Raw genomic sequence first — 18,071 nt, 5'->3', positions numbered from 1 at the left:
AAGAAAGCACTATGGTACGCCTTCCGATGAAGGCCAGGCATGATGCCACTCCATTTTGCCGGTAAAAGCCCGGATGTCATGTGAGCAGCGGATCGAGATTGTCTCGAGGCATGAAGCCACTCCGCTGGGTCGGTTAAAATCCGACATTCCCTGAACAATCTCACATCATTCAAGGAAGAAGCACATGTCTTCGATTCTCACGAACTCCAGCGCACTCACCGCTCTCCAGAACCTGAACAACACCCAGCGTTCGCTGAGCAAGACCCAGAGCCAGATCTCGACCGGCCTGAAGGTTGCGACCGCTGCCGACAACTCCACCAACTGGTCCGTTTCGACCAAGATGAAGGCCGAGAACAGCGTCGTCGGAACGATCCGGGACAAGCTGAAGGAAAACTCCGCTCTCGTGAAGACGGCCACGTCTGCCCTGACGCAGATCGCCGACACGCTCACCAAGATGAAGGCCCAGGCTACTCAGGCTGGCGACGTTGACGGCACGAGCGGCTACACCGAAGTGAACAAGGCGCTCGCCGGTCTCGCGAAGACCCTCACAGGCCTGATCGACGGTGCAAGCTTCAACGGCGTGAACGTCCTCAACAGCGCCACTGCTGGCGTGAACATCGTTTCCGGTTGGGGTGGCGCCACCTTCACCACGATCGATCTCACGTCGCAGGATCTGAAGGCGACGCTGACGACCGGCGTCACGGCTCCCACCGCGATCGCATCCAAGGCCAACGCTGAGACTCTGCATGCGGCACTGGACGCCGGCCTGACCGCCGTTCGTGCTTACGCCGCAGACCTGGGTGCCGTTCAGAACCAGATCGATGCTCAGTCGGAGTTCCTTGAGTCTCTCTCGAACTCGCTGACAAACGGCGTGAGCTCGATGGTTGACGCCGACATGAACGAGGCTTCGACCCGCCTGCAGGCTCAGCAGACGCAGCAGCAGCTCGGCGTTCAGTCGCTCTCGATCGCGAACCAGAACAGCCAGATGATCCTGAAGCTCTTCCAGTAAGAGCTTCCTGATCGCTGACCACGAGGCCCCGTCTTGCAAAAGGCGGGGCCTTCTTTTTGGGTCGCTCGCGGAACGCTGAGCCATGTTCAAGACATTTCATCACATGACTGCCCTCGTGCTCGCCTGCACGTTAGGGATCGTCGCTCCTGATCTTTCCACCCTTTCGGCAGCAACGGGTTCGCTCCGAACCTGGAACTACGCCCTCCAGACCGATCAAAGCGGGCTTCCGACCCGGGCACTGGCGCAGGTCAGGGGTGAGGGGGGCAGCTCCCTCTGGTTCTCCTGCACCAGGGTCGCGGGAGACGAGGGCGAACCGCCGCAAGTGGCCGTCGCCGCAACCGTGATGCAGAAGGCCTATCTCGGGCCGAGCGATCCAAGGGGGCGGAGCACTGTGTACTGGCTGGATGAACGTCCGCCTGAGGTCTCCCATTGGGTCTACCGCGATCGATACGGGCAATTGCGGGGAGAAGACGAAGTCATGGGCTTCGTGGCAAGCCTGGCGACAGCGCAAACGCTTATCGTGGAACTCGCGAATTACCGTCTCGAGCCGCACAGCGTGAAGTTCGCACTCGTCCCCGACGAGACCAAAGCCATCGCTGAGAGATTCTCGAAAGATTGCCGGTCGATCGAAACGGTGCAGGATTAGCGTGGGGCAGCCGGTCGCGACCATCGATCTCCGCGATCGACGCCATCCATAGGAGGGAACCATGTTCAGCACGATGAGCCGCTACCAGATGCTGCAGACCAACGCGGCGCTGACCAAGACGCTCACCCAGAACGATGCCATGGTCAAACGGGATACCGAGTACTACCTCGCGAATATATCGAAGGTGAAGACCATCGACGACTTCGTGAAGGATTACCGGCTCTTCAGCTATGCCCTGAAGGCCTATGGCCTCGAGGACATGATCTACGCCAAGGCCTTTATCAAGAAGGTGCTCACCGAGGGTATCACGGATACCAAGAGCATGGCGAACAAGATGACGGACCCGCGCTACAAGGAATTCGCCAAAGCGTTCGACTTTGTCGCCAAGGGCGACAAGGCGACCTCTCAGGCCAGCGCGACGACGGAAGCCGTCAGTAAGTACTACCAGCAGACCCTTGAGAAGAAGGAGGGCGAGCAGAACGAGGGCGTGAGGCTCGCGCTTTATTTCAAGCGCAAGGCGTCCAGTGTCACCACCACCATGGGGCTCCTGGGCGACAAGGCGCTTCTGAAGTTCGTGCAGACGACGTTCAGCATCCCGACGGGTGCCTCCAAGGCCGATCTCGACCTGCAGGTCCGGAACCTGGAAAAACACCTCAACATCAAGGATCTGCAGGATCCCAAGAAGGTCGACAAGCTGATCCAGCGGTTTTCCGCCATGTACGACATGAACAACGTCAGCCCAGCCACGGCCGCCCCGGTCTTGACCCTGTTCTCGGAGCCCGCCGAGGCGGGTGTTAGCGTCGACCTAATGATGAGCATCAGCAAGCTCAGACTCGGCGGCTTCTGAGCCGCTATTTTGAGACGACGTCCACGACGATCCGTTCGGTCAAGGGCGTTGCATCGGAAGGCGCGCTCGCGACGAAGATCCCGCTGCAGATCGTCGTGACTTTGTGAACTGGCATGCGGTGCTTGTCGGCGCCGATCATGTAGTTCACTGTGTAATAGGGCTCGCCGCCGATGAAGGCGGTCTGCTTGCTCTCGAAGATGTAGCCGATCTGGGTCGGGCTGATCCTGTAGACCGTTCGCGGCGGGCCCCAGGCGGCAATCCGCGCCGAGATGGGCTTGCCGATATAGTCCGCACACGACAGAGCGAGCGTTTCATGAGTCGTCGGTACGCATCCGCCGACGCCGACAGCTGCCGCGAGTGTCATGACAAGCGTTCTCACGCGGTTCTCCCAAACAAGCAAAAACTCGGATCGATCCTATATAGACGATTTGAGCGATCGAAGCCTTTCCTGGGAATGTAGTGAATCCCGAGCTCAGGATGTTGGGCCGAGGGAAACGCCTCGTCAGGTTCGGGCAAGCTCGCCATGCCATAGGAAAGGGGTACCTCCGAATGACGAGGAGAGATCCGTGGCCTTGGTTCTGGTGCCTGTCGTTGCTGCCTCCCTGGTCGGGCTGATCGGAACGCCCGTCGTGCGCCTCATGATTTCCTCGCAGAGAACGAGGCATTGGGCGAGACATCGCAGCATGGCGCAGAGCCGGTCCTGAATGAAACGATACTTGGATATGATGAGGCGCTGATCCTACAGGCTCCAGCCACCGTTGAATCCGAAACCCATGATCTCAGTTGCTCAGACGATGCGCGGATTCATGGCTCTCCGTCAGATGCCGGACGTTGAGCGATCTGCATAGCACTGGACAATCTCGAATACTCATCGTCCCTCTTCATTCGGAGAGGTCTGCGATACATCGCAGAGTCGAATGCTTGCCCTGTTGCTGGAAGTCAACAGTGGCGGATCGTTCGTGATCTTGCGACGAGTTCCCGCTTGCGCTGAGCCTCTGCTGCTGACAGCTTTGTTGAAAAGAAAAAAGCTGAACAGGTACGGGGCATGCGCGGGATTACTTCAACGACTTCGGCGAGGCGCAGTAAACGCCTCAATCGTATCTTCGCCTCGGCAGGTCTTGCCGCCGTGGTTCTCTCCGCCATGGCCGGTGCCGGGTCGGCCCTCGCATTCCCTCAATGGGTCACACCTGTGCCGGGCGATGCTCTTCTCTCAGCTGGTGCCGCTGGACCGACGCCGGCCTGGATCGCGTTCTGCGCGCAGCGGCCGCGGGAATGCGCGCACGATCCCTCCGAACCTGACACGATCATTCTCGATCAGGCGAACTGGAAAACCATCGTCGACGTGAACGAGCGGGTGAACAAGGAGATCCTGCCGGTGACGGACCAGGATCACTGGGGTGTTTCGGATCGCTGGGATTATCCGGAGGATGGGCTAGGCGATTGCGAGGACATCCAGCTGCTGAAGCGCCGCCTCCTCACGCAGGCCGGCCTGCCGCAGCGGGCCCTGCGCATGACGGTGGTCATCGACGAGATCGGGGCAGGGCACGCGGTGCTCATGGCGAGAACCGACCGCGGCGATTACATCCTCGACAACAAGCGCAACGCCGTTCTGCCCTGGCAGCAGACGGGCTATCGCTATGTGAAGCGGGAAGGGTCCGACAGTGCTACCTGGGTCTGGCTCGGAAACCAGGCGGCGCCGATCGTGACGGCGACCAAGTAAGCAGCAGGGCCGTGGAACGCAGCCCTATTCAGGCTTCAATCAGGACGATGTAACGATAAAGGTTGAGGCGCTCGGATGGAGCGCCTCGCGGCTCTAGCTCGATGCCCGCGCAGCCGGCGACTGCGTGATCATGGTCTCGGTCGTGAGAACCACCCAGCCGGAATCCGAACGCTCGATGGAGATGACCTGACCGATTCCGGGCAGGGTCATTCCGGGCGTCACCCACCACAGACCTTCGGGACCTTCGATCAAGGCGGATCCGCCTGTCGCGCGATGGACGACGTAGCGCTGGAACTGCGCCCGTCTGTCGAGGCTCTGCGCAGCGGCCTCTGCCTTGTGGCCCGCCGTCAGGACGACGTCCTTCTTGGTCAGGGAACCCGTGGTCGCGGGGTTCAGTTCGGCGGAGCGCGTTGGGTTCGCGGCGATGGCCCTGCCGATACTCGTGTCGGTCACCGCGGTCTTGAGATAGGAATAGCCGTCGCTGATATTCAGGGCGTAGACCGGAAGGCCGATGGCCGAGAGGGTGAGGGCCAAGCCTAAGCACATCACGATGCGGTCGCCCACTGCCTCGCGGGCGCGGATGGATTCCTCGATCCGTTGAACCTTGCGCTCTCGCTGCTCGGCCGTGGTCATGGGGCCTTTGGCGTTTCCTGCCCTGGCCACCTGCTCCAATACTTTGTCGAACCGAATGCCCATGGAAACCGCCACGTTGAGAATCTCGTGGAATCATTCCTATGCGTTTATACTTAACATTTCGTCACTTAAGGCAAAGAAACTTGGCTGTATCCGCCTGACGATGACCGCAAGCCCCGCGCAAGCATTCGCACGCTACCATGCAGATCTATTCATGGGTGTTGCAGTGGCTTCGGCCGTCGGGGTTGATCATGAAGATTAGAACGAAGATTTTTGCGCTCGTCGCGGCGTTGAGCGTTGTCGCCGTCATGACGGCCGCCGTCGGCATCAGCACGCTGCAGACCTACAACCAGGCTGTCGACGATGTCAGGCTCGCGGCCACTCGGGCTCTTTACGGGGAGCGCCTCAATCGCCTGGTGACCCATGTCGTCATGGAGGCCAGGGGTATCTATGCGTCGAAGGATACCGCCGAGGCGCGCAAGTTCGGTGACGGGCTTCTGACAACCCTGAAGGATATGGATGCCCTCCTCAAGGAGTGGGAGCCCATCGTCGCGAGCGACAGCAGGGCCCTGTTCGATGCCGTGGCGAAGGATGCGGCGGAGTTCAAGAAGTTCCGTTCCGAAACGGTCCGGCTAGGTGCCGAAGTCTCTCCCGTGGCGGCCAATGCACAGGGCAACACCGATGCCAACCGCGCCAACCGGAAAGCCTTCCAGGTCAGCATCGACGCCCTGACCAAGCGCGGCAGCGAGGAGATCGCCGCCGTGGAACGCCGTGCGGCGGAACTCTACGACCAGCGCCTGAAGCTGCTTATCTCGATGGCGCTGGCCGGCACGGTCCTGGCGCTTCTGATCGGCTGGCTTGTCGGGCATCGGCAGATCGCGCAGCCGCTGCGGCGCGTGACCGAGGCGATCCAGAAGCTCGCTTCGGGCGATTACAACCTGCCGCAAGCCAAGGCCGGTAAGGACGAGATCGGCGATATCTGGAAGGCCACTCAGGTGTTTGCCGGTGCCATGCAGGAAGCGGAAAACCTTCGGCACGCCCAGGCGGAGACCGAGAAGCAGGCGGCGGAGCGGCGCAGGATCGAGATGATGGCGCTCGCCCAGAGCTTCGAGGGCAGCGTCGGCGGCCTGGTCCAGCATCTCACGGTGGCGGCCCAGCAGATGGAGGCGACGGCCCGGTCGATGGCGTCGACCGCTCAACAGACCAATCAGCAATCCAATTCGGTGGCCGCAGCCGCCGAGGAAACCTCCAGCAACGTGCAGGCGGTCGCCGCAGCGGCCGAGCAGCTGGCGGCCTCCTCCAGCGAGATCGGCTCGCAGGTGTCGCAGACATCCGTCGCAGCGGCCCGGGCCGTGGAGAATGCCCGCAGGACCAACCGGCTCGTGGAAACCCTGGCGGACGGTGCGCAGAAGATCGGCGAGGTCGTTGCCCTGATCAACACGATCGCGAGCCAGACGAACCTCTTGGCGCTCAACGCCACCATCGAGGCCGCGCGGGCCGGCGAGGCCGGCAAGGGCTTCGCCGTGGTGGCCTCCGAGGTGAAGGAACTTGCCAACCAGACCTCGCGCGCCACCGAGGACATCACCGCCTATATCCACCAGATCCAGCAATCGACCAAGGATGCGGTCGAGGCCATCCGCGACATCGGCCTCACCATCGAGGAGGTGCACCAGATCGCCACGAGCGTCGCCGCCGCCGTCGAAGAGCAGCAGGCCGCCACGCAGGAGATCGCCCGCAATGTCAGCGAGGCGGCCAGGGGCACGCAGGACGTGAGCGAGAGCATCGTCCAGGTCCAGGGGGCCGCCACCCATGCGGGCTCTGCCGCGTCTCAGGTGCTCGCCGCTGCCGGCGAGCTGGCGTCCAACTCGACTGCCCTGAGCCGGCAGGTCGAAGGCTTCCTCCAGGGCGTGCGGGCCGCCTAAGCTTGAAGGGCAGCCTCATCTGCCATCGGACACGGCGCATCGGCGCCGTGTTCGAATTCATTGATGCGGATCAGGCGGTCTTCGGAACGGGCGAAGCCGCATCGCCGGCCTTTCCCTGAGGTCTGGCAAAAGCACGGGCCGCCTGAGCCTTCTCGGCGGCAGCCAGCGCATGGGACACCAGGGCTGCCTGGGAATAGGGCTTGGCCAGGAAGGTTGCCCCCGGCGGCAGATCCTTGGCCTTCGGCCACTCGCGGCCCGAGGAGATCAGGATCCCCACCGAAGGCCAGATCCGGTGGATCTCCCACGCGAGCTCATAGCCGTTCATGCCGGGCGGCATCTCGACATCCGAGAGCACCACGTCCACCTCGACCCCGGCCTTCAGGACCGTCAGGGCCTCCGCGGCATCCGCCGCCTCGATCACCTGGAAATGCGCCTCCATCAGGATGTCGGCCGCCACCAGCCGCACGAGCGGCTCGTCTTCAACCAGGAGAATGGCGCCTAAGGGCTTCGGATCGGACACGGGACCAAGAGGATCAAGGACAGGGCAAAAGCGAAACGTGGCCATTGATAGACGGTTCCGCTCCCTGAGGCCAGCGGGTTGAGGCGACAACCCGGCCTGACGCGGCTGAACCCTTGGAGCGGCTGCACGTTGTCGGCGGAGAGCACCGGACGTGAAAGGCGGACACGGCTTTTGGGATCGATCCGATGCTCGGTCTTTCAAGTGGCGCATCATTCGGCGTGGAACCAGAGAGCCGAACGATGCGCGAGCGTACCGCGTCAGGGGCAAGAATGAACGCTGCATCCGTCACGGCTCTCCCACGCCGGACACCTCCCTCCATCCTTGTCGTCGAAGGCGATGCCCGGGTCCGCTGCCTCGTCAGCGATGAGTTGCGAGGCTCGGGCTTCAAGGTGCTGGAGGCGGGTTCTGCCGACGAGGCCCTCGCGGTCCTCGATGCCGTCCGCATCGAACTCCTCTTCATCGCTCTCGACCTGCCAGGGTCCACGAACGGCGCGGAAATGGCCCGTCACCTCGGTGCCCGGCAAAGGGCCATGCGAGTCATTCTCGCCTCTGCGGAGCCGGACAGGCCTGGCGATCCTGGCCTGGACGACCTCGGTCCTCTGATCCGCAAGCCCTATCTCGCATCTCAGGTCGTCGACCTCGTCATGCGCAGCCTCAACTGGCCGGACCCGCCTTGAAGCGGCCGGTGGAACCAAGGCGAAAGCTCGGCGGTTAGCTGGGTGTGAGCACGCCATCGACACATATCACGGCCGAGGCCGGTTCTTCTCTCCAGACGGTTCTGGTTGTCGAGGACGAGGTCCTGATTCGACTCGTCATCGCGGATTACCTGCGCGAATGCGGCTACCGGGTCCATGAAGCCGTGAATGCGGAAGAGGCCGTGGCGATCCTTGAGTCCCCCGAGGTGTCCGTCGATGTGGTGTTCAGTGATGTCGAGATGCCTGGGAGCATGGACGGCTTCGGGCTGGCGCGCTGGGTCCGCGCCAACAAGCCGGGCACGCAGGTGATTCTCACATCCGGGGCGGAGCGGTCGGCCGATATCGCGGCTACCCTCTGCGAGGCAGGCCCCTTGCTGGAGAAGCCTTATCCGTCCCAGGACGTGGTCGACCGGATCAAGCAGCTCACGGCAAAGGCCAAGCGTTTCTAAAGGCTATATCTAGACCTAGTCCATCCCGAAACTCAACCTCATCCGAGAGACTGCCCGGATCCTCACCCTCCACGTCATCACCGGCCTTGTGCCGGCGATCCCGATTGAAAAGGCGCAGTGCTTCACGCCATCGGAGGGCCGGCCATAACGTCAGAGTTCGACCGGACACGGTGAGCGGGCCTTAGGACCAAATTCCGGCCGGGCTCTCGGCATGGGAGCGGAGATCCGTACAACCCAGCCGCTCTCACGCCTGTGCGAGCGGAGGGAACTGGATCGGAGCAGATCCGTTTCATGGAGCATGAAGCCGCATCGCAGAGTCGTGAAACACCCCGTCGTGCTCCTGGTCGAAGACGAGCCGCTCGTTCGTCTGACCCAGGTCGATATCCTGCGCGAAGCCGAGTTCTGGGTGGTCGAGGCGCAGGATGCCGACGAGGCGTTCGAGCTGCTGAAGACCCGGCCCGACATCTCGGCCATCCTCACGGACGTGGACATGCCGGGCTCTATCGACGGTTTCGAGTTCGCGCGCCTGGTGCGGCAGGGCTGGCCCGAGGTCGGCGTGCTCGTGATCTCCGGCAAGACAGGCCCGGGTCCCGGCGACCTGCCGCCCAACGCCACGTTCCTCCACAAGCCGATCATGCCGGACGACCTGGTGGCAGCCCTCACGAAGGTCATGCCGTCCACGCCGAAAAGCACCGTGAGCCAGGAATCTTGAGAGGGACGCGCCACGTCTTCTGTGGCGCTCCTGAAGGTAACAGGAGCATGGACCCCTTCCCGCATTTCGTGCGCCGGGGATGACACCCACCACGTCATGGCCGGCCTTGTGCCGGCCATCCTGATGGTATGAAACGCTGCGCTCGACGCATCGAGATCACCGGCACAAGGCCGGTGATGACATGGCAGTGACACGGTGCCGGGTCCGTAAGGGCTGAAGCGAGCTTCAAGCCCGAACGGCCTGCGGCGCGCGGCTGTCGATCACCACAGGCTCCGCTGCCAGTCGCTTCCACAGATCCTCGACCTGCGACTGCACCTGATGAATGGCCGCCTCCTTGACGGGACCGTAGCCGCGGATGTCCATCGGGGCCTTTGCGATCGCCAGCAGCTCGTCGAAGCGTTGCCGGTCGAGGCTGGCGAGAATCCTGTCGATCTGCGCCTCGTACCATCCGATCAGGGTGCGTTCCGTGCGCCGCTCGGCCGTGTAGCCGAAGATGTCGAGCGGTGTGCCGCGCAGCACCTTCAGCCGGGCGAGAACGGACATGGGCGTCTGGATCCAGGAGCCGAAGCTGCGCTTCCTGGGGCGGCCGCGGGCATCGCGTTGCGACGGCAGAAGTGGCGGCGCCAGATGATAATGCACCGTGAAGTCGCCCTCGAATTGCTGCTTGAGCTCGTCGAGGAAGTCCGTCTCCATGTGCAGGCGCGCGACCTCGTATTCGTCCTTGTAGGCCATGAGCTTGAAGAGCGAGCGGGCGACGGCGTCGGTCAGCGTCTCGGAGCCGAGCGCGCCTTCAGCCTTGCGCACCCGCGCCACCATGGCCTCGAAACGGGCCGCATAGGCGGCGTTCTGATACGAGGTCAGAAATGCGATGCGGCGCGCGATCACCTGGTCGAGCGTCTCGACCTCGTCCGGCTTGTCGCCGGCGACCTGGTGCACGACGTCGGGATCCGCGCTGAGCAGTCGGCCCCAGGCGAAGGCCTGCCTGTTGCGATCGACGGTCACGCCGTTGAGCTCGATGGCGCGGGAGAGCGCCTCGAACGAGACCGGCACGAGGCCCTGCTGCCATGCGAAGCCGAGCATCATCACGTTGGCATAGACGGTGTCGCCGAGCAGCGTCTCGGCCAGCGCATTGGCGTCGAACGTTGCGAGGTTGCCGGGGCCGATCACCCGCTCGATGGCGCGAAGCCGCGTGCGGCTCGCAAGATCCGCATCGCGGAAGCGCACCACGTCGCCGGTCGGCATCTCGGCCGTGTTGACCACGGCGCGCGTGCCATGCCGATAGGTGCCCGATGCCTTGGGCGAGGAGCTGACCACGAGATCGCAGCCGATCAGCGCGTCGGCGGCGCCCTGGTCGATGCGCACCTGATGCAGCGCATCGGGATTTGCCGCAAGGCGGACAAAGCTCAGCACGGGGCCGAACTTTTGCGCGAAGCCCGTGAAGTCCAGCACCGATACGCCCAGCCCCTCGAGATGGGCCGCCATGCTGATGAGCGCCCCGACGGTGACGACGCCGGTGCCGCCGACGCCGGTCACGAGAAGGTCGAAGGGTTTTGCAAGTTCGGGAAGGGCAGGGAGCGGCAAAGTCGCGGCCCTTGCGGCAGCGTCGAAACCCGTCGTGCTCCTGGCCCGGCGCGTGGCGCCCTCCACGGTGACGAAGCTGGGGCAGAAGCCCTCCAGGCACGAAAAGTCCTTGTTGCAGGTGGAGAGATTGATCTTGCGCTTGCGCCCGAACGGCGTCTCCTTCGGCTCGACGCTCAGGCAGTTGGATGCCACCGAACAGTCGCCGCAGCCTTCGCAGACGAGATCGTTGATGTACGCGAACCGCTTCGGGTCCTCCATCTGCCCGCGCTTGCGGCGGCGGCGCTTTTCCGTCGCGCAGGTCTGCTCGTAGATCAGCACCGTGACGCCGGGGATGTCGCGCAGTTCCTTCTGCACCATGTCGAGATCCTCGCGCGGATGGATCGTCACGTCCTTGGGCAGATCCGCCGGCATGAATTTTTCAGGGCGGTCCGACACGAGCGCAATGCGCTCAACGCCCTCGGCTCGCACACTGTGAGCGATGGCATAGACGCTCACCGGCCCGTCGACCGGTTGGCCGCCCGTCATGGCGACCGCGTCGTTGAACAGGATCTTGTAGGTGATGTTGGCGCCGGCCGCGATGGCCTGACGGATCGCCATGGAGCCCGAATGGTAATAGGTGCCTTCACCGAGATTCTGGAAGATGTGGCCCTGGCCGGTGAACTTGGACGAGGCCGCCCAGTTCACCCCCTCGCCGCCCATCTGGATCAGCGACGAGGTCTCCCGGTCCATCCAGCTCGCCATGAAATGGCAGCCGATGCCGGCGAGCGCCTTCGATCCTTCCGGCACCTTGGTCGAGGTGTTGTGCGGACAGCCGGAGCAGAAGTACGGCGTACGCGTTGCGCCCGGCACGGCGATGATACGTTCCGGTTCAGGCATCAGCGCTGCGGCGCGGTGCGTGAGGTCGAGATCGGGAAAGATCGGATCGAGACGCTTTGCGAGAACGCCGGCGAGGAAGCGCGGGGACAGTTCGCCCGTCCAGGGGATGAGCCGCTCGCCGGTCTCGTCGTGCTTGCCCACCATGCGCTCGGGCTTGGAGCCGGGATAGTCGTAAAAGTATTCCTTGAACTGACTTTCGATGATGCCGCGTTTCTCCTCGACCACGAGGATCTCGCGCTTGCCCTTCACGAATTCCATGGCGTCGTGGAGCGGCAGCGGCCACACCATGCCGACCTTGTAGATGTCGATGCCGTGCGAGCGGCAGGCAGCCTCGTCGAGCCCAATCAGCCGTAGGGCTTCCATGAGGTCGAGATGCGCCTTGCCGGCGGTGACGATGCCATAGGAGGCATTTGAAATGTCGTAGATCCGGCGGTCGATGGGATTGGCCTTGGCGAAGGCATAGACCGCGTGCTTCTTCGCCTCCATGCGCTCTTCGATCTGCGGCCCCGGCAGATCAGGCCAGCGATAGTGCAGGCCTCCGGGCGGCGGCGTGAAGTCTGGCACCCGGAACTGCCGCGGCGGGCGCAGCTCCACGGACACGCCGGATTCGACGATTTCCGACACGGCCTTGAAGCCGACCCACATGCCGGAGAAGCGGCTCAGCGCGTAGCCGTATTCGCCGAATTCGAGATATTCGCTGACGCTCGCCGGATGGAGCGTCGGCATGAACCAGCTCATGAAGGCGACGTCGGATTGATGCGGCATGGACGAGGACACGCAGCCATGGTCGTCGCCGGCGATCACCAGCACACCGCCATGCGGCGACGAGCCATAGGCGTTGCCATGCTTGAGCGCATCCCCGGAGCGGTCGACGCCGGGGCCCTTGCCGTACCAGAGGCCGAAGACGCCCTGGACCTGCCGGTCGGGATTGGTCTCGACCTGCTGAGAGCCGAGAACGGCGGTTGCGGCCAAATCCTCGTTGACGGCGGGCAGGAACTCGATCCGGTGTTCTTTCAGCTGATCCTTCACGCGCCAGAGTTCGAGATCGACGCCGCCGAGCGGCGATCCGCGATAGCCGGAGACGAAGCCGGCGGTGTCGAGCCCCGCCGCCCTGTCCCGTTTGGCCTGGTCGAGCACGATGCGGACGATGGCCTGCGTGCCGGTCAGGAAGACCCGGCCTTTCTCGCGGCTGTACCGGTCGGAAAGCCGATAGGAATCGAGGGACGAAACATGGTCCATGGTGATGATCCCGGAACGAGAGGCGCCGTTAGCCGGCTTCTCTAGAATAATCCTGAAGAGCTGGTAGGTGTTTCCTATTCATTCCTGCTAAGAGGTTGTCTGTGGTAGAAAATGCGAGAATTACCTCTACATTTGGAAAAATATACCGGCCCCGGGGCGTGCCATGATCGAGAAGCAGGACGAGCATATTCTGGCGCAGCTCCAGAAGGAGGGGCGCACCACGAACCAGCAGCTGGCGGAGGACGTAGGGATGTCCACCTCGGCCTGCTGGCGACGGGTGCGGGCGCTCGAGGAGACCGGCGTGATCGTGGGCTATGCGGCCTTGGTGGACCGGGAAAAGGCGGGTTTCGCGACCTCGGCCATCCTGCACGTGTCGCTCGAACGGCACGACTCCAAGTTCGTCGACGAATTTGTTTCACGTGTAACAGCGCGCGCCGAGGTCATGGAGTGCTTCGCAACCACGGGCGATGCCGATTATCACCTGCGCGTCGTCGTGCGCGACATGCACGCCTACAATCAGTTTCTCGACGAGTTCATGTTCCGGCTGCCCGGCATCCGCTATGTGCGCACCAACGTGGTCCTGAAGGAGATCAAGACCAGCGTGGCGCTGCCGTTCTGAACGGGTCGTCTATTTGCTCTCGGGCAGAAGGGCATAGGCGAGCTGCGCCATCGCCACGGGCCGCGGATCGCCGTCGGCTGTGAGCGTCACGCTGCCGAAAGCCATGGTGCGCCCGAGACGCACGACCTTCGCGTCTGCCACCACGTCGGCATTCGCCGCCGGCCTCAGGAAATGCATGGTCTGATCGACCGTCGTCATCGGCCGGTACGCGCCTCCGGCCGAGGAGACGGCGAACACCATCGCGGTGTCGGCCAGGCTCATGAGAGCCTGCCCGCAGATCACGCCGTTGTCGCGGCAGAGCGTTTCGGAGAACCGCATGCGCAGGACAGCGCCGTCCTTGTCGAGGCTCTCGATGGAGAGACCGAGCGCCTGCACCCAGGGCGCAAAGACGTTTTTGAGCATCGCCTCGGCGGCCGCCTGGTCGAACATGAGTGCATCCCCGGCTGATTGTTATGCGATCCCGGACCGGTGTTCCGGTCTCGGTCGGTTAGGGATAGAACTTTGCCCCTGAAGCAGCGCGCCTGACAAGGCCGTCCGCCGGCTCCCAGCCAGGGCCGTCCTGTGCCGCTCGCTCCTGGACCTGATCAAGGATCGGCTGAAGTCCCACGCGATCCGCCTCGAACAGGGGACCGCCACGCCAGGCCGGGTAGCCGTAGCCGTGCATCATCACCACGTCCACATCGAGCGGCCGCTCGACGATGCGCTCGTCCAAAATCTTGCAGGCTTCGTTGACGATGGCCGCCCGGATGCGCGACTGGATCTCGTCCGCCGCGATCGGGCGCCGCGTCAGCCCGCGCCGCTGCGAGGCTCCCTCGACGAGCGCGGTGACGGAGGGATCGACCTCGCGCTTGCCGCCCTCGTAGCGATACCAGCCCGCACCCGTCTTGCGTCCGAAGCGGCCGGCCTCGCAGAGGCGATCGGCGATGTCCACATAGCGCTCGCGCGGATCGCGGGTGGGGGCGAGACGCTTGCGGCGCGCCCAAGCGATGTCGAGCCCGGCGAGGTCGGACACCGCGAAGGGGCCCATCGGGAAGCCGAAGGCTTCGAGGGCGGCGTCGATCTCGTGCGGAAGGGCCCCTTCTTCGAGGAGATACTCCGCCTGCTGGCGGTAGCGCGACAGGATGCGGTTCCCCACGAAGCCGTCGCAGACCCGGCAGACCACCGGGATCTTACGCAGGCGCTTGGCGAGAGCGAGGCCCGTGGCCACGACGTCGTCGGCCGTCCTGTCGGTCCGGACGATCTCGAGGAGCTTCATCACATTGGCCGGGCTGAAGAAATGCAGCCCCACCACGTCGGCCGGCCGGGACGTGGCATTGGCGATCAGCGATATATCAAGGTAACTGGTATTTGTTGCCAGGATCGTTCCAAGTGGGAGGATCACATCGAGATCCCGGAAAAGCGCCCGCTTGACCTCCAGATCCTCGAACACCGCCTCGATGACGAGATCCCGATCCGACAGGGAACTCGTACCAACCGCATACCCGATGGCCTGCAAGCGTTCGTCTCTCAGGGCAGCCGTGATCCGGCCGCTCGCAGCCTGCTTGTCGTAGACGTCCGCAATCCGCGCTTGCCCGGCGGCCAGCGCCTGTTCGCTCGTCTCGACGACCTTCACGTCGAAACCCGCATCCGCAAAGGCGATGGCGATGCCCGACCCCATCGTCCCAGCCCCGACGATCCCGACCTTCTGGACCGGACGAGGCTCAACGGATTCGAGACCTGGAAGACGCGTCACCTCCCGCTCAGCAAAGAAGGCATGGCGCAGAGCGGCCGATTGATCGGATGATCGCAGTTCCAGGAACGTCTTGCGCTCGCGTGCCATGCCGTCTTGAAGAGATAGGGTTGCGGACAGTAGAACCAGTTCCGCAGCCTTGCCAGGCGCCTCCGCGCCTCTGGCTTTTCTGCGGATTTCCGCGATTCTTGCCGAAGCTGCTTCGGCATCCATAGCCGTCACAGGCCGTTCGCCGGTGCGGTGGAGCGGCTTGCCGATCAGTTCCTGCGCAAGGTCCATTGCATCCTGGCGCAGGTCGCCAGAGGAAAGGCGGTCGACGAGGCCCAGACGCAGAGCTTCCGCGGCCTTGACGGTTTGCCCGCTCGTCACGAGATCGAGGGCCGCGTCCAGCCCGACAAGCCGAGGCAGGCGCTGCGTTCCGCCAGCCCCCGGAACGAGCCCGAGCTTGACCTCCGGCAGGCCGAAGCTCGCTCCGGGCTCCGCCATGCGGGCATGGCAGGCCAGCGCAATCTCGCAGCCCCCACCGAGTGCCGTGCCATGGATGGCGGCTACGACTGGCTTGGAACAGGCTTCAATGGCGTTGATCACATCGGGCAGGTGCGGCTCGCGGGGTGGTTGGCCGAACTCGCGGATGTCCGCTCCTGCCACGAAGGTGCGGCCGGCGCAGGCGATCACGACGGCTTCGATCTGCGGATTGCGCTCGACTTCCCGGATCGCTGCGAGCAGTCCGGCTCTCACGGCCTGGGATGTGGCATTGATCGGAGGATTGTCGATCTCGATCAAAGCCGCGGGGGTATTCTGGAGCAGCCTGACCGGTCCGGCGCTCTCGAACGACGTGGGCTCTGTCATGAGCGCACCGCGTTCATCGTGAGCAGATCATAGGTCGCGACCGTTTCACCGGTATCGGTCGTGATCTCCACATCCCAGCGGACCTCGCCATACTGCTCGTTGCGTGGCGATTTCGACTTCGTCGTCAAACGCACCTTGATGGTATCGCCCGGCTGTACCGGCCTGATGAAACGAAGGGAATCGAGGCCGTAATTGGCGAGCACCGGTCCGAGGTCCGGGTTGACGAAGAGACCTGCCGCGAAGGATAGCAGAAGATAGCCGTGGGCGACGCGGCCGGGGAAGAACGGATGGTTCTTCGTGGCTTCCTCGCTCATATGCGCATAGAAGGTGTCGCCGGTGAATTCCGCGAAGTGCTCTATGTCATCGAGCGTGATCGTGCGCTCCTTCGAGATGAAGGTCTGCCCAATCGCGAGATCCTCGAAATGGTACCGGAAGGGATGGCGGCCCTCCTGGATCGTGGGAGCGCCCTTGATCCAGCTCTGCGTGACGCGCGAGAGCATGGCAGGCGAGCCCTGCAGGGCTGTGCGCTGCATGTAGTGGTGTACGCCGCGCATGCCGCCGAGTTCCTCACCGCCGCCGGCGCGTCCCGGTCCGCCATGGACCATGTGCGGCATCGGCGAGCCGTGCCCGGTCTGCTCCTTGGCGCAGTCGCGGTCGATGAGCACAAGGCGGCCATGGAAGGCGCCTACACCGAACACGAGATCGGCCGCGGTGGCGGGATCGTAGGTGTAGAGGGACGCCACGAGGCTTCCGTCGCCGCGGTTGGCCAGAGCCACGGCCTGATCGAGCCCGTCATAGCCCATCACTGTGCAGACGGGACCAAAGGCCTCGACGCTGTGCACGTTGGTGGCCCGGATCGGGTCCGGGCAATGCAGCACGAGAGGCGGGATGAAGGCGCCGCGCTCGCGGTCTGCGCCTTCCACCGTGAAGTTGTCCGGATCCCCAATGACGATGTTTGCCTCTGCCCGCAGCTTCGCCACCTGGGCGAGAACATCCCGACGCTGACCCAAGCCGACGACTGGTCCCATGCGGACGCTCTCGAGCTCCGGGTTGCCGACCTTGATCTTGGAAAGCCGTTCGCCCAGAGCCTCGATCACGGCAGGCACATGCGCATTGGGTGCGATGGCGCGCCGGATGGCGGTGCATTTCTGCCCGGCCTTCACTGTCATCTCCTTCGCGACCTCCTTGATGAACAGGTCGAATTCCGGTGTGCCCGGATCAGCGTCTGGAGCCAGGATGGCCGCGTTGAGCGAGTCGCGCTCGGCGATGAAGCGGACGGATTCGCGCGCAATGACGGGATGCCGCTGCAGCTTCTGGGCCGTGTCGGCTGAGCCGGTGAAGGACACGACATCCTGACAGGTCAGGTGATCGAAAAGATCGCCCGTAGAGCCGACGATGCATTGCAGCGCACCTTCGGGAAGGATGCGCGATTCGGCGATCATGCGCACCAGAGCATGCGCCACATAGGACGTGATGGTTGCGGGCTTCGTGACCACTGGAACGCCGGCCAGGATGGCGGGCGCCAGCTTTTCGAGCATGCCCCAGCAGGGGAAATTGAAGGCGTTGATGTGCACGGCGACGCCGTTGAGGGGCGCCATCACATGCTGGCCGACGAAGTTGCCGCCCTTTGACAGGGCTTCGACATTTCCATCCAGAAGAAAGGTCGTGTTGGGCAGTTCGCGGCGGCCCTTCGAGGCATAGACGAAGAGGGTGCCGATGCCGCCGTCCACATCGATGAAGTTGTCGGATCGCGTGGTGCCGGTCTGGTAGGAGAGCGTGTAGAGCTGCTCCTTGCGCTCTGACAGATGAATGGCAAGACGTTTCAGAAGTTCTGCGCGTTGGTGGAAGGTGAGCTTCCGCAGGTTGGGGCCGCCGACCTGCCTGGCATAGGCCAACACCTCACCCATATCGAGACCGCCGTTGGCGACCTGAGCGACCACGTCGCCGGTGACGGCACTGCGGATTTCGGCCAGTTCCTGACCGGGCGACATCCAACTTCCACGAACGAAGCTCTCGAGTCTCATT

Annotated in this window: 17 protein-coding genes; 10 read left to right on the top strand and 7 right to left on the bottom strand. The window is 63.6% G+C overall.

Annotated features, from left to right (window positions below):
- The first annotated feature begins 184 nt into the window (after positions 1 to 184).
- From VB672_RS14915 to VB672_RS14905, 3 genes are all read left to right on the top strand, one after another.
- Positions 185 to 1,009, top strand: a complete 825-nt coding sequence (locus tag VB672_RS14915; RefSeq protein WP_329784986.1) for a flagellin N-terminal helical domain-containing protein — start codon at positions 185 to 187, stop codon at positions 1,007 to 1,009.
- A gap of 82 nt (positions 1,010 to 1,091) precedes the next feature.
- A complete protein-coding gene (locus tag VB672_RS14910) occupies positions 1,092 to 1,655 on the top strand; it encodes a hypothetical protein (protein WP_329784985.1) in 564 nt (187 codons plus the stop codon).
- Positions 1,656 to 1,716: 61 nt separating this feature from the next.
- Positions 1,717 to 2,502: a DUF1217 domain-containing protein gene (locus VB672_RS14905; RefSeq protein WP_329784984.1), complete on the top strand. Its 786-nt coding sequence runs from the start codon at positions 1,717 to 1,719 to the stop codon at positions 2,500 to 2,502.
- Positions 2,503 to 2,506: 4 nt separating this feature from the next.
- Here the strand turns inward: VB672_RS14905 and VB672_RS14900 are convergent, their stop codons facing one another.
- Positions 2,507 to 2,881 carry a hypothetical protein gene (locus VB672_RS14900; protein WP_329784983.1) on the bottom strand — a complete coding sequence of 125 codons (375 nt, stop codon included), beginning with the start codon at positions 2,879 to 2,881 and terminating at the stop codon, positions 2,507 to 2,509.
- Positions 2,882 to 3,068: 187 nt separating this feature from the next.
- Between VB672_RS14900 and VB672_RS14895 the strand changes: the two genes are divergently transcribed.
- Together VB672_RS14895 and VB672_RS14890 are read left to right on the top strand one after the other, a co-directional pair.
- The gene (locus VB672_RS14895; protein WP_329784982.1) at positions 3,069 to 3,206 is read left to right on the top strand and encodes a hypothetical protein; all 138 of its coding nucleotides are present in this window, start codon (positions 3,069 to 3,071) and stop codon (positions 3,204 to 3,206) included.
- Positions 3,207 to 3,547: 341 nt separating this feature from the next.
- Positions 3,548 to 4,222, top strand: coding sequence for a transglutaminase-like cysteine peptidase (locus VB672_RS14890; protein ID WP_329784981.1), 675 nt, complete (start codon positions 3,548 to 3,550; stop codon positions 4,220 to 4,222).
- A 93-nt stretch (positions 4,223 to 4,315) separates the two neighbouring features.
- Here the strand turns inward: VB672_RS14890 and VB672_RS14885 are convergent, their stop codons facing one another.
- Positions 4,316 to 4,930 carry a hypothetical protein gene (locus tag VB672_RS14885; RefSeq protein ID WP_329784980.1) on the bottom strand — a complete coding sequence of 205 codons (615 nt, stop codon included), beginning with the start codon at positions 4,928 to 4,930 and terminating at the stop codon, positions 4,316 to 4,318.
- A 176-nt stretch (positions 4,931 to 5,106) separates the two neighbouring features.
- Here VB672_RS14885 and VB672_RS14880 point away from each other — a divergent pair, with 176 nt between their 5' ends.
- Entirely contained in the window at positions 5,107 to 6,777 is a 1,671-nt protein-coding gene (locus tag VB672_RS14880) for a methyl-accepting chemotaxis protein (RefSeq protein ID WP_329784979.1), read from the top strand.
- A gap of 70 nt (positions 6,778 to 6,847) precedes the next feature.
- Here the strand turns inward: VB672_RS14880 and VB672_RS14875 are convergent, their stop codons facing one another.
- Entirely contained in the window at positions 6,848 to 7,297 is a 450-nt protein-coding gene (locus VB672_RS14875) for a response regulator (protein ID WP_329784978.1), read from the bottom strand.
- Between the two features lie 269 nt (positions 7,298 to 7,566).
- Here VB672_RS14875 and VB672_RS14870 point away from each other — a divergent pair, with 269 nt between their 5' ends.
- The 3 genes from VB672_RS14870 to VB672_RS14860 all read left to right on the top strand — a co-directional run bounded on the left by VB672_RS14870 (position 7,567) and on the right by VB672_RS14860 (position 9,153).
- Complete coding sequence (locus VB672_RS14870) at positions 7,567 to 7,974, top strand: response regulator (RefSeq protein WP_329784977.1); 408 nt, start codon at positions 7,567 to 7,569, stop codon at positions 7,972 to 7,974.
- Between the two features lie 44 nt (positions 7,975 to 8,018).
- On the top strand, positions 8,019 to 8,441 hold the full coding sequence (locus VB672_RS14865; protein WP_329784976.1) for a response regulator: 423 nt from the start codon (positions 8,019 to 8,021) through the stop codon (positions 8,439 to 8,441).
- Positions 8,442 to 8,739: 298 nt separating this feature from the next.
- On the top strand, positions 8,740 to 9,153 hold the full coding sequence (locus tag VB672_RS14860) for a response regulator (RefSeq protein ID WP_329784975.1): 414 nt from the start codon (positions 8,740 to 8,742) through the stop codon (positions 9,151 to 9,153).
- Between the two features lie 225 nt (positions 9,154 to 9,378).
- On the opposite strand, the gene VB672_RS14855 is transcribed toward VB672_RS14860, so the two are convergent.
- Positions 9,379 to 12,849 carry an indolepyruvate ferredoxin oxidoreductase family protein gene (locus VB672_RS14855; protein ID WP_329784974.1) on the bottom strand — a complete coding sequence of 1,157 codons (3,471 nt, stop codon included), beginning with the start codon at positions 12,847 to 12,849 and terminating at the stop codon, positions 9,379 to 9,381.
- 163 nt (positions 12,850 to 13,012) lie between these two features.
- Between VB672_RS14855 and VB672_RS14850 the strand changes: the two genes are divergently transcribed.
- On the top strand, positions 13,013 to 13,468 hold the full coding sequence (locus VB672_RS14850) for an Lrp/AsnC family transcriptional regulator (protein WP_329784973.1): 456 nt from the start codon (positions 13,013 to 13,015) through the stop codon (positions 13,466 to 13,468).
- Between the two features lie 9 nt (positions 13,469 to 13,477).
- On the opposite strand, the gene VB672_RS14845 is transcribed toward VB672_RS14850, so the two are convergent.
- From VB672_RS14845 to paaZ, 3 genes are read right to left on the bottom strand one after another with little or no spacing between them, the layout of a single operon-like run.
- Positions 13,478 to 13,897, bottom strand: coding sequence for a PaaI family thioesterase (locus tag VB672_RS14845; protein WP_329784972.1), 420 nt, complete (start codon positions 13,895 to 13,897; stop codon positions 13,478 to 13,480).
- A 58-nt stretch (positions 13,898 to 13,955) separates the two neighbouring features.
- Positions 13,956 to 16,046: a 3-hydroxyacyl-CoA dehydrogenase NAD-binding domain-containing protein gene (locus VB672_RS14840; RefSeq protein WP_329784971.1), complete on the bottom strand. Its 2,091-nt coding sequence runs from the start codon at positions 16,044 to 16,046 to the stop codon at positions 13,956 to 13,958.
- Positions 16,043 to 18,070, bottom strand: coding sequence for a phenylacetic acid degradation bifunctional protein PaaZ (gene paaZ, locus VB672_RS14835; RefSeq protein ID WP_329784970.1), 2,028 nt, complete (start codon positions 18,068 to 18,070; stop codon positions 16,043 to 16,045). Before paaZ ends, VB672_RS14840 begins: the two co-directional genes overlap by 4 nt.
- Position 18,071 lies beyond the last annotated feature (1 nt).

The organism is Microvirga sp. CF3016 (assembly GCF_036314085.1).
Classification (GTDB): domain Bacteria; phylum Pseudomonadota; class Alphaproteobacteria; order Rhizobiales; family Beijerinckiaceae; genus Microvirga.
The sequence above is the reverse complement of the archived record's forward strand: the minus strand, read 5'-3'. Positions and strand labels throughout refer to the sequence as shown.